Source organism: Paenibacillus sp. FSL R7-0331 (genome assembly GCF_000758645.1).
GTDB lineage: Bacteria > Bacillota > Bacilli > Paenibacillales > Paenibacillaceae > Paenibacillus_AQ > Paenibacillus_AQ camerounensis.
In genome coordinates this window covers 3,769,894-3,787,286 of record NZ_CP009284.1, presented here as the reverse complement: position 1 = coordinate 3,787,286, position 17,393 = coordinate 3,769,894, and the positions used below count along the sequence as shown (strand labels likewise).

11 protein-coding genes are annotated in these 17,393 nt (G+C 54.1%); all 11 read left to right on the top strand.

Annotated features, from left to right (window positions below; genetic code table 11):
• Window positions 1-55 precede the first annotated feature (55 nt).
• A complete protein-coding gene (locus R70331_RS15890; protein WP_042177134.1) occupies window positions 56-400 on the top strand; it encodes a hypothetical protein in 345 nt (114 codons plus the stop codon).
• A 294-nt stretch (window positions 401-694) separates the two neighbouring features.
• A complete protein-coding gene (locus tag R70331_RS15885; protein ID WP_042177132.1) occupies window positions 695-4,192 on the top strand; it encodes a discoidin domain-containing protein in 3,498 nt (1,165 codons plus the stop codon).
• 86 nt (window positions 4,193-4,278) lie between these two features.
• Window positions 4,279-4,623 carry a hypothetical protein gene (locus R70331_RS31565; protein WP_156131138.1) on the top strand — a complete coding sequence of 115 codons (345 nt, stop codon included), beginning with the start codon at window positions 4,279-4,281 and terminating at the stop codon, window positions 4,621-4,623.
• Between the two features lie 45 nt (window positions 4,624-4,668).
• Complete coding sequence (locus R70331_RS15880) at window positions 4,669-8,223, top strand: alpha-amylase family glycosyl hydrolase (RefSeq protein WP_042177130.1); 3,555 nt, start codon at window positions 4,669-4,671, stop codon at window positions 8,221-8,223.
• 223 nt (window positions 8,224-8,446) lie between these two features.
• Window positions 8,447-9,190, top strand: a complete 744-nt coding sequence (locus R70331_RS15875; protein WP_042177128.1) for an FCD domain-containing protein — start codon at window positions 8,447-8,449, stop codon at window positions 9,188-9,190.
• A 27-nt stretch (window positions 9,191-9,217) separates the two neighbouring features.
• A complete protein-coding gene (locus R70331_RS15870) occupies window positions 9,218-11,263 on the top strand; it encodes a hydantoinase/oxoprolinase family protein (RefSeq protein WP_042177127.1) in 2,046 nt (681 codons plus the stop codon).
• Window positions 11,260-13,233, top strand: a complete 1,974-nt coding sequence (locus tag R70331_RS15865; RefSeq protein WP_042177125.1) for a hydantoinase B/oxoprolinase family protein — start codon at window positions 11,260-11,262, stop codon at window positions 13,231-13,233. The genes R70331_RS15870 and R70331_RS15865 overlap by 4 nt, the downstream gene beginning before the upstream one ends.
• Before the next feature lie 61 nt (window positions 13,234-13,294).
• Window positions 13,295-14,458 carry an ABC transporter substrate-binding protein gene (locus R70331_RS15860; RefSeq protein ID WP_042177123.1) on the top strand — a complete coding sequence of 388 codons (1,164 nt, stop codon included), beginning with the start codon at window positions 13,295-13,297 and terminating at the stop codon, window positions 14,456-14,458.
• 66 nt (window positions 14,459-14,524) lie between these two features.
• Window positions 14,525-15,652 (top strand): ABC transporter ATP-binding protein, encoded by a 1,128-nt coding sequence (locus R70331_RS15855; protein ID WP_042177121.1) that lies wholly within the window; start codon window positions 14,525-14,527, stop codon window positions 15,650-15,652.
• Entirely contained in the window at window positions 15,649-16,566 is a 918-nt protein-coding gene (locus tag R70331_RS15850; RefSeq protein WP_042177119.1) for an ABC transporter permease, read from the top strand. The genes R70331_RS15855 and R70331_RS15850 overlap by 4 nt, the downstream gene beginning before the upstream one ends.
• Window positions 16,559-17,392, top strand: a complete 834-nt coding sequence (locus R70331_RS15845; RefSeq protein ID WP_042177116.1) for an ABC transporter permease — start codon at window positions 16,559-16,561, stop codon at window positions 17,390-17,392. Before R70331_RS15850 ends, R70331_RS15845 begins: the two co-directional genes overlap by 8 nt.
• Window position 17,393 lies beyond the last annotated feature (1 nt).

The window sequence follows — 17,393 nt, the reverse complement described above, 5'->3', positions numbered from 1 at the left end:
CCGAGCCCCGGAATATGATATTTTTAGGCAAATTTCATGCCAAGGGGGAAGACAAGTGATTACTCCGGATAATCTTGAAACGTATTATGTCAGAATAGGCAGGCTGAAGCAGCGTTATCTGCCGGAACAGTTTGAACAGGATCTGCCTGCGTTTGGCTCCCACCAGGAGGCGGCAGCATGGTTCCGCTCCCTTTTCAGCGGAGATTTTATCTTCGTGGAGGTTATGGAAGCGGCAGGCGCGGAGCAGTATTACCAGTATGATATTATACATGACCGGGAAATCTGGGAGCGCAGGCAAAGGGATATCCGTGAAAAAGGGGCCGCCAGCGGGCTTGGAATGCTGCTGTGCGCCCAGCGGGTTGATATCTATGAGGACGGATCGGTGCATCTGGTAGTGTGAATAACGGCCGCCTGGAACGATTGTATTCGTTCCGGGCGGCCGATTGTCGCAGGTGGGCCGGAACACCGGCAATCCGCAGCATAAATTCCCCGAGTTCCGTGATGTCTCTCTCTTACTTTTTGTCTGCGGTTGTAACTGCTACTACATAATTCTGCATAAAGACAAGTGCGGGGTTTTATTGCAAAAGAGCGTGGAAATGCCTACCTTTCCCGTAGAATTGCCTCTTATTACCAGGCTAAAAGGGTCACTATAATGGGGGTGTACACCCACTATTTTTAGCTGAGGAGGAGTAAAATGCGCAATAAGTATGTCATCTGGTCACTTGTAGCAGCGCTGCTGGTCTCAACCCTGTACCTGGCTGCCGGTTCGTTCGGCATCACCTATGCCGCCGGCGGGCAGAATCTGACACCGGGTAAAGCAGTAACGGCAAGCGGCCACACTCAGGAGTATGCACCGGGTAATGTAAAAGACAGCAACCCGGGCACCTACTGGGAAAGTTCAAACAGCTCATTTCCGCAATGGATTCAGGTTGATCTCGGAACAAGTACAAGCATCGACCAGGTTGTGCTGAAGCTGCCGGCCGCTTGGGAAGCCCGCACCCAGACACTGACTGTTCAGGGCAGCTCAAATGGAACGGTTTATACTACACTTGCTGGTAGTGCTGCTTATGTCTTCAATCCCGCATCGGGCAATACGGTATCCGTTAACTTTAATGCTGCCAGTACCCGGTATGTTCGGATCACTGTAACGGCCAATACAGGCTGGCCTGCGGCACAGTTCTCAGAGGTTGAAATATACGCTGCTGCCGCTGCTACACCGTCCCCGACAACGGTTCCAACACCATTACCGGCTACACCGACTCCTGTACCTACAGCTATGCTGACAACAGCACCTACAGCAATACCTACAGCAATACCTACAGCTACACCGTCCCCATCCGCAACTCCTGTACCTACTGTGACGCCTTCCACACCTCCGGGCAGCAATATCGCTGCCGGCAAACCAGTCACTGCTTCTTCTTCTACGCAAAGCTATGCTGCCCTCAATGCAAACGATAATAATACCGCAACCTACTGGGAAGGCGGCGGAAATCCAAGCCATCTGATTCTGGATCTGGGGGCTAATCACAATATTACATCTATCGTCCTTAAGCTGAATCCGGCTGCCGAATGGGGGACCCGGACCCAGACGATTCAAGTCCTCGGACATAATCAGACCACAACAACGTTCAGCAATCTGGTATCTGCACAGAGCTATACCTTTAATCCTGCCTCAGGGAACACTGTCACTATTCCGGTAACAGCCACCGTTATGCGTCTGCAGCTTACCATTACGGCGAACAGCGGAGCACCGGCCGGACAGATTGCCGAATTTCAGGTGTTCGGTGTGCCGGCTGCCAATCCGGATCTGACCATCACCGGAATGTCATGGACACCGGGGTCTCCGGATGAAGCAAGTGCGGTTACGCTGAATGCCGTGGTAAAAAATGCCGGAACTGCCGCTTCCGCAGCAACGACTGTCAACTTCTACCTGAACAATGAGCTTGCCGGGTCAGCCGCCGTAGGAATACTGGCTCCAGGTGCTTCATCCACCGTATCTCTGAATGCCGGAAGCAAGCCTGCGGGCAGCTATTCAGTGAGTGCGAAGGCCGATGAAGACAATCTGGTAATAGAGCAGAATGAAGCCAATAACAGCTATAGCCATGCAGCAGCACTCGCCGTTAATCCTGTCTCGAGTTCTGACCTGGCCGTTACGGCCGACTGGACTCCCGGTATGCCGTCAGCAGGCAGCAGTGTGGCTTTCTCCGTCAGCATCAAGAATCAGGGGATTGTTGCCTCGGCTGGCGGAGCCCATCCGGTAACGCTTGTCCTTAAAAATGCCGCCGGAGCAACGATTCAGACCTTTAATACCTCGTATAACGGTGTCATTGCTGCGGGGGCATCCGTTAATGTTGCTATCCCGGGCTCTTGGACTGCTGTAAACGGAAATTATACCGTCAGTACATCAATAGCAGCAGACGGAAACGAGGTGCCTGCGAAGCAGACGAATAATACAAGCTCGGTTAATCTGGTTGTCTATGCCCAACGTGGAGCCAGCGTACCATATAGCAGGTACGATACGGAGGATGCGGTTAAAGGCGGTACTGCCGCACTGCGGACAGCTCCAACGTTCGATCAGTCCCTGACTGCCTCAGAAGCCTCCGGCCAAAAGTATATTGCTCTTCCTTCCAATGGCTCCTATGCCGAATGGACCGTCAGATCCGGGCAGGGCGGTGCAGGAGTAACCATGCGCTTCACCATGCCGGATTCCTCAGACGGAATGGGTCTCAGCGGCTCGCTCGATGTCTATGTCAATGGGACCAAGGCAAAGACAGTTGCCTTAACCTCTTACTTCAACTGGCAGTATTTCTCGGGTGATATGCCGTCTGATTCTCCGGGCGGAGGACGCCCGCTGTTCCGCTTCGATGAGGTACACTTCAAGCTGGACACTGCGCTCAAGGCCGGAGATACCATCCGTATCCAGAAAACGAACGGGGATGCCTATGAATACGGTGTAGATTTCCTGGAGATTGAACCGGTGCCTGCAGCTATCGCACGTCCGGCGGGTGCAGTGTCCGTTACCGACCACGGGGCAATAGCAAACGACGGCAAAGATGATCTCGCCGCCTTCAAAGCTGCGGTCAGTGCAGCTGTGGCTGCCGGCAAGACGCTGTATATTCCGGAGGGCACCTTCCATCTAAGCGGCATGTGGGAGATCGGCTCGGTCAGCAGCAAAATCAGCAATATCACCATAACCGGCGCCGGCTTATGGCATACCAATATTCAGTTCACCAATCCGAATGCGGCTGGCGGCGGCATTTCGCTGCGAATCACCGGCAAGCTGGATTTCAGCAATGTCTACATGAATTCAAATTTACGCTCACGATATGGCCAGAACGCCATTTATAAAGGCTTCATGGACAACTTCGGTACTAATTCCGTCATCCATGATGTGTGGGTGGAGCATTTTGAATGCGGGATGTGGGTGGGCGATTATGCGCACACACCAGCGATTTATGCAAACGGACTGGTAGTGGAAAACAGCCGGATCCGCAACAATCTGGCCGACGGCATCAATTTTGCGCAGGGAACCAGTAATTCCACTGTGCGCAACAGCAGCATCCGCAATAATGGGGACGACGGGCTTGCCGTATGGACCAGCAACACGAACGGAGCACCGGCCGGAGTTAATAATACGTTCTCCTACAATACGATCGAGAATAACTGGCGCGCTGCAGCGATAGCCTTCTTCGGGGGAAGCGGCCATAAGGCCGATCATAACTACATCATTGATACGGTGGGCGGGTCCGGTATCCGGCTGAACACCGTATTTCCGGGTTATCATTTCCAGAACAACACGGGCATTGTATTCTCGGATACAACAATTATCACCAGCGGCACCAGCCAGGACCTTTATAACGGGGAGAGAGGGGCTATTGACCTTGAAGCCTCCAATGATGCGGTTAAAAATATTACATTCAGCAATATAGATATCATCAACACTCAGCGTGATGCAATCCAGCTCGGTTATGGAGGCGGATTCGAGAATATCGTATTTAATAACATTAATATTAACGGAACGGGACTTGACGGAATCACAACCTCTCGTTTCTCCGGACCGCACAAGGGGGCTGCCATTTATACGTATACAGGTAACGGTGCGGCAGCTTTCAACAATCTCATTACAAGCAATATTGCCTATCCGGATTTGAACTACATCCAGTCCGGTTTTAATCTGACTATTAACAATTAATAGTTGGCTTGGCAGCAGGGGAGGAGGGGGTTTTGAACCCTCTTTTTTCCCTGTATATATAATTAATAGGGTTAATAATAAACGGGATGAATAATAGCATTGCTTCCGTCAGCAGATATTTTATCAAAAACAGGAAACCGGTTTCTGAATGTCAAATTAGTAGTATGCGTGAGTATTACTCAGGTATCATTATGAATTTTAGCTCAAAAGATCCATTGACCGCGCTTGCTCCAGGATACTATAATCAGAATCAGGAAAAATTCATTGGAGCAAAAGCGGCAACGGCCGCTTTATTTCACTCTAATCTTGCAAACGCATACAATGGAGCTTTTCCGTCAGTCCGCGGGGGTGATGGATGGTGTAGTGCAGGTAGCTTTAGCCGATTGCCGGGTAATCTCGTATTTTTATTTTTGCAAACGTTTGCGCATTAAAGAGGTTAGCTCTGTTTTCAACCATTTGAGCAGGAGGTAGTCTATTTGGTAAAACATAAAACGAGGCGTTTTCTTTCCTGGTTAGTCATTTTTGCGCTCTGCTTCAGCTTGTTCGGTGTATCAGGCGGTGCATCCGCCAGCAACACCAACTATACCGTTACTTACACCAACAGTACTGCAACGGCTGTAACCCTGCACTGGACGGCCAACAACTGGTCGAGTATTACGGACACTGCAATGACAAGAAACGGAACGACCTTCACGGCGAACTTATCAGTTGCTGAAGGTGCTACCCTGACGTATTGCTATCACATCACCGCTCCAACCGACAGCTGGGACAGTAACGGCGGCAAAAACTGGACCGTAACGATCCCCTCTGCCGGCAGATATGAAGCGGAGAATGCAGCATTAACTGGCGGGGCAAAAGTAAACACCAATCATACCGGCTACTCTGGAGCTGGGTTTGTGGACGGGTATACGGCCAGCGGGGCAGCTACAGCTTTTACAGTGCAGGCTTCTGCTGCAGGCACCTACAACACAACCTTGCGATATGCGAACGCGACAGGCAGCAGCAAGACGGTATCCGTATATGTGAACGGGACCCGAATCAAGCAATCCACCTTCGCGAGTCTGGGCAGCTGGGATTCCTGGGCTGACCAGACAGAGTCCCTTAATCTGCAGGCAGGCAGCAACACCATCACCTACAAATACGATTCGGCGGACAGCGGAAATATTAATATCGATTATGTAACGGTTCTGCCGGGAGCAACACCAACACCAACGGCAACTCCGGTGCCGACAGTCCAGCCTACAGCAACTCCATCTGCTACTCCTTCACCAACTCCAGTGGTTACACCAACACCAACGCCTGTACCCACAGCAATACCCACACCTACGAATACACCAACAGCAACTCCTACACCTGCAGTAACACCTACACCAAGCCCTACAGTCAGCCCGACACCTGCAGCAGGCATTACAGTCCATGTGAAAAAGCCGTCCGGCTGGAATTCGGCAATGCGCATCCATTACTGGAACCTGAGCCCGGTATCGGTACCTGTCAGCGGAGCCTGGCCCGGTATTCTGATGAATTCTGACGGGAACGACTGGTACAGCTATACCATTCCCGGCGCTGCAAGCACCAGCCTGATTTTTAACGACAGCAGCGTCAAACAGACAGGCGATTTAACCCGTAATGTAAAAGAAAGCTGGTACTACACAGACAACGTCTGGTATACCGCGAATCCTGAGGCGCTGAAGACACCGGTCATCACGGTCTCCCCGGCTCCAAAAACATACGATTCTGCACAAACGGTTGCACTATCCAGCAGCAATACCGGCGACAAAATCTACTATACAACCAACGGCTCCACACCGACGGCAGCCTCGGCTTTATACACCGCACCAATCCAAGTTTCGTCCTCGATGACGATCAAAGCGTTTGGTGTTAATGCGGACGGCGTAGCAGGGAGTGTGTCTTCATTTGCCTATGTGATTGACCTGAATGCCGATCTGCAGCCGCCGGTGATTACGCCGAACCTGCCGGTAGGGCAGAACGCTACAGCGGTAAATGTTTCTTTTAACATCAAAGACAATAAGACTGGAACGGTAACCGCCTATTATACTGAGGACGGCACAGAGCCTACTGCCAGCTCCAAAGTATACCTCACGGGTAATGTTGTGGCCGGGCTGACCGGTCCGCAGATCCTGATCGCCAAGACGACAACACTGAAATTCCTCGTTATTGACGCCGCTGGCAACCGGACGGTCCAAAGCTTCGTCTACAGCATCGGCAGCAAGGGGGATTTCCGCGAGGATTCGATATACTTTGTAATCACTTCACGTTTCTATGACGGCGATACCAGCAACAATGCCCATTCCTGGGACGATGCCAAGGCCGGCAACCCGGATTCCGATCCAGCTTGGAGAGGAGATTTCAAGGGCCTGATCCAAAAGCTTGACTACATCAAAGCGCTCGGCTTCAGCGCCATCTGGATTACACCTGTCGTGCAGAATGCCAGCGGGTATGATTATCACGGCTATCACGCGATTAATTTTGCCAAAATCGATCCGCGATACGAGTCCGCAGGCGCCTCCTACCAGGAACTGATTAACGCCGCACATGCCAAGGGCATTAAGGTCATTCAGGATATCGTTGTTAATCATACCGGTAACTTCGGCGAGGAGAACCTGTTCCCGATGTTCAAGAAGGACGAAACCAAGCCGGACACGATTGCGAATCTGCTCAAAATAACCGACAAGCTGCCGGCCAACTACGATTCCATGACCCCGGACCAGCAGTATCAGGCCAGACTGGCCCTGATGAAGACTGCCGAGACCAACAACAATATCTATCACACGGAAAAAAGCCTCTCCTGGGAGTCGTACACCGTCCAGACCGGACAGATCGCCGGGGATTGTGTGGACCTTAACACGGAGAATCCTGTGGTCAACCAGTATCTGATTGACAGCTACAACCAGTATATTGATATGGGCGTAGATGCTTTCCGGGTGGATACGGTGAAGCATGTCAGCCGGTATATTTTTAACAAGTATTTTGTTCCGGCGTGGAAGGAAAGAGGGGGCTCGAACTTCTTTATCTTCGGCGAGGTGGCGACCCGGTACAGAGATGTCTGGAACAGCGGCATACCGGCAATCTCCACACCGTTCTATACCTGGAAATCAGCAAAAGCTTACCCTGGAGACGGTCAAAATGACTATGCTTCCAATAAGCTGTCCGTCGAGCAGGAATGGGCGGATAATGCTACAACCGCGGGCCAGCCGACGTCGAACAATGCTTTCTTGATCGGCAATACTTATCATACACCGGATTATTCGATGAAATCGGGGATGGATGTCATCGACTTCCCGATGCACTGGGCATTCAAAACAGCGCAGGAAGCGTTCAGCATGCGCAGCGGCGACCAGTTCTATAATGATGCTACCTGGAATGTGACCTATATTGATTCACACGACTATGCCCCTGACCAGGCACCGGAAAATCAGCGGTTTGCAGGAACACAGGACACCTGGGCCGAGAATCTGGCGCTGATGTTCACCTTCCGCGGCATCCCGGCTATCTACTACGGCTCCGAGATTGAGTTCCAGAAGGGGAAAGTAATCGACGTCGGCCCGAATGCGCCGCTCAGCACGACCGGACGCGCTTATTTCGGCGATCACATTGAAGGCAGCGTCACCGTACAGGATTTTGGAAGATATACGAACGCTACAGGTACACTCGCTGAATCTCTGGATCATCCGCTGGCCAAGCACATCCGTCAGCTGAATCTGATCAGAAGAGCTGTGCCTGCCCTGCAAAAGGGACAATACTCCACAGAGAACGTCAGCGGCAATCTGGCTTTTAAAAGAAGATACACCGACGCGTCCAAAGGCATCGACAGCTTTGCGCTCGTAACAATTTCCGGCAATGCTACCTTCACAGGCATTCCTAACGGAACTTATGTAGATGCAGTAACGGGGGACATCAAAAATGTAACAAACGGCACTATTACGCTGAACTGCTCCGGCAAAGGCAATGCAAGAGTCTATGTGCTGAACGGCAGCGGCGGAATTGGTGTAAGCGGAACGTATCTGAAATAAGGTTATGAAATAGGGTTATGAAATAAGGTGAAAGCCTGCAGCCTTCTGCTTCCCGGAGCAGGAGGCTTTTTCCATAAAATTTAATCATACTAATTAGGTGCGGATAGTTGATAATTTATAGAGTTGCAGTTATAATCCTATTAATCATCAATGAGTAACAACGATAAATGCAATATAACATCGTATACATTCACTAATCGGACAACAGGAAAGGATGGGCTGAATGACGCTGGAAATTCAACCTTTACAGCTGGAATACGAATTCTTACAGGTACTGCTGGAAGCCCGGGCTCCGCTGGGAGCCAGTACCCTTGTACATACACTCGGCAAGAAATATGCGCTAAGCCAGGCAACGATCGGGCGCAAGCTGATGGAATTTGATTATGAAGGTTATACCGTGCTTAAGGGCCGCAGGGGCCGGGTGCTGACAGAGAAGGGGGTTGCCCGGGTACATTATCTGGAAAAAAAGCTGCAGCAAAAGAATGTAAACTCGCAGCTTCTCCGGCTGCTGAACAATTCCGGTGAGTCAGCACTGCTGGATGTGCTGGTTGCCAGGCGGGCGCTCGAGCGGGAGATAGCCTCGCTTGCGGCCATACGGGCTACGCCTGAAGAAATCACGCTGCTTGAAGCCTCCATCGCCAGCCAGCTGGAGCTGCTGTCCAGAGATATCATCCCGTACGAGCAAGACCGCGAGTTCCATATGCTGCTCGCGCTTGCAGCCCGTAACCAGGTGCTGCTGCATGCGGTTCAGCTGGTCTGGCAGACAGGAAGGGATTTCCTGGAGACCGCAGATATCCGCCGCACCGTAGGCAGTGCGCTCGTCGTGGATCACCGCAACATTCTCGATGCTGTAATCGCAGGCTCAGCTGAGCAGGCGGAAGCAGCCATGGTCACGCATATCAACCAGATGATTGAAGATGTCAAACGTTATTATGCAATTCAGAATCAGGAGCAGCCGGGTTCTTAGGCTGCTCCGGTTAAAGGAGTGGAAGCAGTGGACAGCAAGTACCGCTTAGGCATAGATATCGGCGGAACGTTTACAGATGCCATCGTAACAGACAATCAGGGCCGGGTGGTTACCACTCTCAAGACACCGTCGGTTGCTGATGCGCCTGAGCAGGCAATATTTAATGCGCTGAAACAGCTGCAGGATCGTGGTGTGGATACGAAGCAGATTGATCTTTTTGTGCATGGCACGACGCTCGGGGTTAACACACTGATTGAGCGCAGCGGCGCCGTTACCGGACTGCTGGTCACCAGGGGCTTCCGGGATGTCCTGGAAATCCGCCGGCTGCGCCTCGAGAATACAACCAATCTGTATGGCGATAAGACACCGCCGCTGGTTCCCCGGCAGCTGGTGAAGGAAATCAATGAACGCCAGCTTGCCGACGGCACTGTGCTGACACCGCTGGATGAGCAGGAGCTGCTGGCAGCAGTGGAGGAGCTGGTTCAGCAGGGAGTAACAGCGCTGGCGGTCAGCTTCCTGCATTCCTACGCGAATGATACTCATGAGGCACAAGCGGAGCAGCTGATCCGTGAGCGTTATCCTCAGCTGTTCATTTGCAGAAGCAGCGCCATCTGGCCGCAGCAGCGAGAATTCGAGCGTACGCTGGCGACGGTGATGAATGCGTATGTCGGCGAACAGATGGGCTCCTATTTTAAACGTCTGCAGGCTGGAATCGGTCAATACGGGGTATCGGCGACACTGCTGTCCACGATGTCTAACGGCGGCATGATGACGGCAGCCCGTGCTGCGGCCGAGCCGGTCAGAACACTGCTGTCCGGTCCCGCCTCCGGTGTAATCGGGGCAACTTACATTGCCGGACAGGCCGGAATCAGCCAGGTTGTCACCTTCGATATGGGCGGAACCAGCGTGGATGTCGCCTTGATCGACAAGGAACCGGCTTATTCCACAGAGAACCAGGTCGGCGATTATCCGGTTATCATTCCCGCTGTCGATGTAACGGCCATTGGGGCGGGCGGCGGCTCCATCGCATGGGTCGATTCGGTAGGCGTGCTGAAGGTCGGCCCGCGCAGCGCCGGTGCAACACCCGGTCCGGCCTGTTATAACCGCGGCGGAGAGCAGGCTACGACCACCGATGCCTATCTGCATCTGGGAATTCTTCAGGCTGACCGCTTCCTTGGCGGCCAGATGCGGCTGTACCCGGAGCTGGCCGAGCAGGCGCTGACGCGGCTTGGCAGTCAGCTCGGACTGAGTGCCACGCAGACTGCCCAGGCAATTCTGGATGTGGCAACCGCGAATATGTATGCCCAGTTCTCGCCGCTGATGGCGCGTAAGGGTGTCGATCCGCGTGACTTCACCCTGCTGGCATACGGAGGCGCAGGTCCGATGCATGCTTTTCTGATGGCCCGTGAAGTCGGCATCCGTAAGGTGCTGATTCCTCCGTCACCGGGTACCCTGTGTGCCATGGGCTGTACGGTCGCTAACCTGCGTAATGATTTCGTATTTACCTTCCACAAGAGCAGCGGGCATCTGCAGGATGGCGAGCTGCTGTCACAGTACTCCCTGCTTGAGCGGAAGGGACGGCGCTGGATTGAGGAAGAAGCCAGCGGCGGCGTAGAGCTTGAAGGGACCTATGTGATTTACAGTGCGGATATGCGTTATGAGGGACAGGCCTTTGACCTTGAGGTCACCTTATCAGAAACGGAAATAAACAATCCTGATGGAGCCAGGCTTAAGTTCCACCAGCAGTATGAGTCCGTGTTCGGTATCAGCCAGCCGGATGCTGAGGTTATGTTCGTCAATCTGCGGGCAAGCATTGTCGGGCTGCTGCCGAGCAAGCCGACGGTAGAGCTGGTGCAGGCAACCGGCAGCAGTAAGCCAGCCGAGCTGCGCAGCATCAGGTTTGACGGACTGGAGCATCAGGCCAAGGTGCTCAGCCGGGAGCAGCTAAGCCCGGAGCGCCGGATTTCCGGTCCGGTCATTCTTGAGGAATATGATACGACCGTCTTTATCCCTCCGGGCTTTGCGATCTACAGAGACGCCGGCGGCAACATCATCGGGGAGGCTGAGCTATGATTACGGATAAAGTCTTTCTCGAAATCTTCAATAACCGGATTCAGGCTGCCGTCGAAGAGATGGCTAATGTCGTCCTCCGTACCGGCTTCACAGCCTTTGTTAAGGAGACCGGGGATTTCGGCACATACCTGCTCTCGCCTGCCGGGGAAACCTTCGGCTCGCCGCTGGATACCGGTTATAACCTGTCACTCGGCATTCCCGCAGCAACTGCCATTAATGCGATTAAGGACTGGCAGGAAGGCGACATCGTGATCTGCAATGATCCTTATACCACCGGAGGCATGGTTACCCATCTGCCGGACATTCACCTGATCAAGCCTTATTTCCATGAAGGCCGGATTATCGCCTTCGGCTTATGCTTCGTGCATTCCTCCGATGTCGGCGGAAAGGTTCCCGGCAGCGTGTCGCCAACCGCCTATGACATTCATATGGAAGGAATCCGCATTGCTCCGGTCAAGCTGTATGAGGCTGGCCGGCTCAACGGGCAGGTCCTTCGTCTGCTGCTGGATAACAGCCGCATACCGGAGCAGAACCAGGGTGATCTGAATGCCCTGATGGCTGCGCTGAACAGAGGCGAGGTCCGCCTGAAGGAGCTGATCAGACGCTATGGTGCGGAGCAGGTGGAGCAGGGCATTGAGAACCTGCTTGAATATGCCGAGCTGAAAGCCCGGACAATCATTGAGGATATTCCCGACGGGTCCTATGACTTCTGGGATTATCTGGAGAAGGGGCCGGGCGGTTACCCGATCCGGCTGCGCTGCCGGATGACTATCAGCGGTTCGGATATCCATCTGGACTTCACCGGAACCGATCCGCAGGTCAGAGCCTCCTTTAATATCCCGACCCATAACCAGCAGGGGCATTACATGCTGGTCCCGGCGCTGATCCGCTATTTCCGGACGATGGATCCGACCATTCCCTGGAATTCAGGAATGGTGCGGATGGTAAGCAACTATGCGCCGCCGGCTTCGCTGCTCAATCCGCAGGTGAATGCGGCAGTCGGCGCACGGGCTGCAACCTTTATCCGGGTGATGGATGTGATTACCGGCGCGCTCAGCCAGGCACAGGTGAATAAAGTGCCTGCGGCGGGAGCCGGCCAGGCGTGTATCGTGATGATGGCGATGACCGATCCGGCGGACGGCAAGAGCAAGGTCGGCGTGATCCAGCCGATCTGCGGCGGCTCAGGGGCAAGGCCGATGAAGGACGGGATTGACGGGATGGACTTTGCAGTAGGCCATCTGCGGAATATCCCGGCGGAAACGGTCGAGGCGGAAATGCCAATTCTGATTGAGCAATACGGACTGCGTAAGGATTCAGCCGGGGCCGGCAGGTTCAGAGGCGGCAGCGGCATTGATCTGCGCGTGCGGATTCTCAGTCCGGACACGGTGATGACAGCCAGAAATATGGAACGGATGGAGTTTCAGCCTTGGGGCCGTGTCGGCGGCGGTGTTGGGGGGCATGGTGAGGCCATCCTGAATGAAGGGCGTGCGGGTGAACGGAGCCTTGGCCGGATTGACGAGCTGCTGCTGCAGCCGGGAGATACGGTAACCTTCCTGTCCCAGGGTGGCGGCGGTTATGGTGATCCGTATGAGCGGGAGCCGAAACTTGTGCTTGAGGATGTGCTGAAAGGGCTATTGTCGGCTGAACAGGCCCGGGACGGCTACGGTGTAGAAATTGCCGGCAATACTGTCGATGAAGCAGCCACCGGTCTGCTGCGCTCCGGCACAGCCGGCAGCTCAGAAGCCTTCAGCTTCGGAGAAGCACGCGAGACATTCGAGGCGCTGTGGGCTGACGAGATGCAGCTTGCTGTTATCAATGCATTAAGCCAATATCCGCTGGCACTCCGTGATTATCTGAAGCGTCAGACGATGGCGGAAGTGGAAAAGCTCACCCGTACGGGTGAAGCAGTAACTCCGCAGGCAGTACCTGAAGTAATGGAACAGCTCCGCATGGCAATCGGCCTGCGCTGATGAACAGAGATGCTGGTTAGCATGACCACATAAATAATCTAACCTAAGGGAGAGACAACCAATGACTACTATGTTTAAAACAAAACGGACTTATCTTGTACCTGCATTATCGCTTGCCATGATGGTGGCACTCTCTGCCTGCGGCGGAAATAACGCCAATAATGCAGCCGGCAATACATCTCCTACCAATGCAGCCGCTACTGACGGCTCTGGTGCCGCAGGCAGCGGGGAAAAAGTTAAGCTGACGATGTTCATCTGGGCCGGTTCCAACCAGGACGTGGTGCCTAAGGAAGTTGTAGCAGAGTACGTCAAGAATCATCCGAATGTTGAGGTTACCTTTGAGGAGTCGTCTAACTCCGTAATGTATCCGAAAATGCTGGCCGGCAAGCAGGCAGACCCTAATAATCCGGTTGTAAACTTCGGCTACTTTAATGCGGATGCCTCGGCCAAGGGTATTAACGACGATATGTGGGAGCCACTGGATACTGCGATTGTAACGAATATGAAGGATATTCCCGAGCAGTTCCACACCGCTGACAATAAAGGCATCGTCTGGGGCGTCTCCAGCTTTGCGCTTGTCTATAACAAGGATCTGGTGAAAACCCCGCCGACCAGCTGGAATGACCTGTGGAGCAGCGAGGAGTTCAAGGGCAAAACCGCGCTTTGGGATTACATGTTCTATTCCTACCTGTCCCCGCTGCTGGCTGTAAAAGGCGAGGAGCTGGGTGCGTCCTACGAGAACCCTGAGCCGGCGTTCCAGTTCTGGGCTGACAACAGCGACCAGATCGGTACACTGGTAACCTCCAATGACCAGCTTAAAGGGCTGCTGGATTCCGGCGATGCCCTGATCGCACCGTTCAGCGCACAGGTGGCGCAGACCTGGATTGACGGCGGCTCCCCGCTGGCAGTAGCCTATCCGCAGGAAGGCGCTATTTCGTTCCCTTACTCCCTGCAGGTCGTAAAAGGCTCTACACCGGAGCAGCAGAAAGTCGCTAATGAAATCATTAATGAGCTGCTGAGTGCGGATGCATTGTCCCGATATGCTGATGCTACTGGAACACCGGTAACAAGCACAACTGCCGTAGTTCCCGATAAATACAAGGCGGACCCTTCCTTCTCCGTAGAAGAGCAGAGCAAAGGCATTAACCCGGACTGGGATACCCTTGCGAAGAACAGCTCAGCCTGGAAGGAACTGTGGGACCGTATGGTTAAGACCGAACTGTAATGAACAAAGCGGTAAGATGATAACCCGGCTGCTCCAGGCAGCCGGCAGGAACAGGAGATGAAGACCATGAGCGGCGGACAGGGGCCCATTGCCATTGAGACACGGGATGTCATTAAGCGTTATGCGGGTAACACAGCTGTGAACCGGGTATCGCTGCAGGTCAAACGGGGAGAATTCGTCTCTCTGCTCGGACCGAGCGGCTGCGGCAAAACGACCCTGCTGCGGATGCTTGGCGGCCTGGAACAGCCGGATGAGGGCACAGTGCTGCTCTCAGGACAGGATGTTTCCGGTATTCCCGCTTACGGGCGGAATTCCAACATGATTTTTCAGCAGCTGGCGCTGTTTCCCCATATGGATGTTTTCAATAATATTGCCTATGGCTTAAAAGTGAAAAAAACACCAAAGGCCGAGATCAGAAAGCGGGTCCATGACATGCTGGAGCTGGTGCAGCTCGGGGATTACAGCAAGCGCGCTGTATCCCAGCTGTCCGGCGGCCAGGCCCAGCGCGTGGCGATTGCCCGCGCCCTGATCAACAAGCCGGAGGTGCTGCTGCTGGACGAGCCGCTCTCCGCACTCGATATGCAGCTGCGGCTGGACATGCAGCGTGAGCTGAAGCGCATTCAGCGTGACTTCGGGGGGACCTTCATCTTCGTTACCCATGATCAGAACGAAGCAATGAATATGTCCGACCGGATCGGCGTCATGCGTGGCGGCAGGCTGCTGCAATATGGCACCCCGGATGAGATCTATGAGCAGCCGGTGGACAGCTTTGTTGCCAAATTCATCGGGGATACCAACCTGCTGAAGGTTAAAGTACTGGGCACGGAGCAGGGGAATGTATGGGTTCAGGCCGGGGGGCTAAAGCTGGCTGTCCGGGAGCCGGCAACAGGACCTGTGCTGCCGGCTGGAAGCACAGGTTTCCTGTCGGTCCGCTATGAGTATCTGCGGACCGGTGATGCAGCCAAAGAATGTGTAAACCGGCTGGAGGGCCGGGTGACAGACAGTGTATACGGCGGTGCAAGCATCCGCTATACTCTGGATCTGGGCGGACACATCCAGCTGCAGGCGAGCAGCCTGTTCCAGCGGGGGGAGGCCCGTTATATGCCGGGCGATACCCTCGCTGCCGGCTTCAATCCCGAGGATGGCCTCCTGCTGCCGGATGATCCGTCGACGGACCGGGAAGGTGCTCTATGATGCGCGCAGCCGGCAGGCTTACAGGGCTGTTCACCTCAGGGAACCGCTCCTGGGCGGCGCAGCTTCTGCTGCTGCTGCCGGCGCTTGCCCTGATGGGGGTGGTCTATCTGGGCGGCCTGCTGATTTTTGGCCGGTACAGCTTTGATCTGTATGAGAACGGACGGATGGTCCGCGACTGGAATCTGGATACGTACCGTGCCTTTCTTGGCGATCCGTACTACTGGAAGCTGATCGCCACCACGTTTAGAGTTGCAGCCTTAGTCACCTTTTGGAGTCTACTGCTTGCTTATCCGCTGGCTTATGTTATTGCCGGCCTGAAGTCGCCGGGGATTAAGCAGACACTGCTTCTACTGACGTTCCTGCCGCTGCTGGTCAGTGCAGTCGTCAGATCCTACGGCTGGCAGCTGCTGCTGTCACGCCAGGGATTCATCAACTGGCTGTTTATCCAGCTTGGACTGACAGACAGCGGATTCGAGATGATGTACAACGAGACTGGTGTAGTTGTCGCACTTGTACATATTTTTCTGCCGTTTATGGTCTTTCCGCTGCTTAATGTGCTGACCCAGACGGACGGCACGCTGAAAGCGGCCGCACACGATCTCGGCGCCGGCAAATGGCGGACCTTCTTCACCATTACGCTGCCCTTGTCAGCCCGCGGAATTGCCAGCGGAGTGCAGATCGTCTTTACGCTCTGCCTGACGGCCTTTACAACACCGCAGCTGATCGGCGGCGGACGCGTGATGACACTTCCCGTACTTATTTATCAGCGCACGCTGGATACGAACTGGCCAATGGCTGCGGTAGCCAGCCTTTTCCTGTTCGCTTCGTCGATTCTGGTATCGCTATTTGTGAACAAGGGCGCTGATTGGCTGATGTTCCGCCGCATCCGGACGGGAGGACAGAAGCATGCGTAAAGGAAACCGTAATTACAAATGGGTACTTTATACATTTGCCGGACTCATCGGCCTGTATCTGTTACTGCCGCTGCTGATGATCCTGCTGACCTCGCTAAGCAGCGGGAGTGCCAGCAAGTTTCCGCCGGAAGGGCTTACGCTTGAATGGTACAGCAAGCTTGGTGAGCAGACGCAGTTCCTGGAGGCTTTCCGCAACAGTATGATCGCATCTGCCGGAGCGGTGCTGCTGGCGCTGGTTACCGGCACGCTCGCTGCGCTGGCGATTGTGAATTATTCTTTTCCGGGCAGAGGCCTGCTGCGGGCGTTCTTCATGTCACCGATGGTGATGCCGAAGATTACGCTTGGCGTTGCCTATCTGATCCTGTTCTCCAAAATGCACATCGCCGGCGGGCTATTTGCCCTGATACTGGGCGAGGCGGTAATTGTTCTGCCGTTTGTGCTGTCCATTGTAGGCAGCGCGCTGGCTAACCTTAATCCGGCGCACCGTGAAGCGGCTGCCGATTTAGGAGCAGGACCGCTGAAGATCTTCTTCACGGTGACTCTCCCGCAGCTGAAGCTGTCTCTGCTGCTCGCAGGCTCGATTGCGTTCGTCTTTACCTTTGACCAGGTGGAAACAGCGCTGCTCATCCTGCGCCAGGGAAGCTATACTCTGCCGATTCAGCTGTTCCTGTATATGGAGAAATGGCAGGACCCGACGGTTGCCGTCGTTTCTGTGGTCCTTATTGCATTTGCGCTTGCGCTGTTCTTTGCAATCAAACTGGTCATCCGCACGGCTCCGGGCCTTGATACACTGGCCGGAGGCAGACAGAATAAGAGGAGGTCTTGAA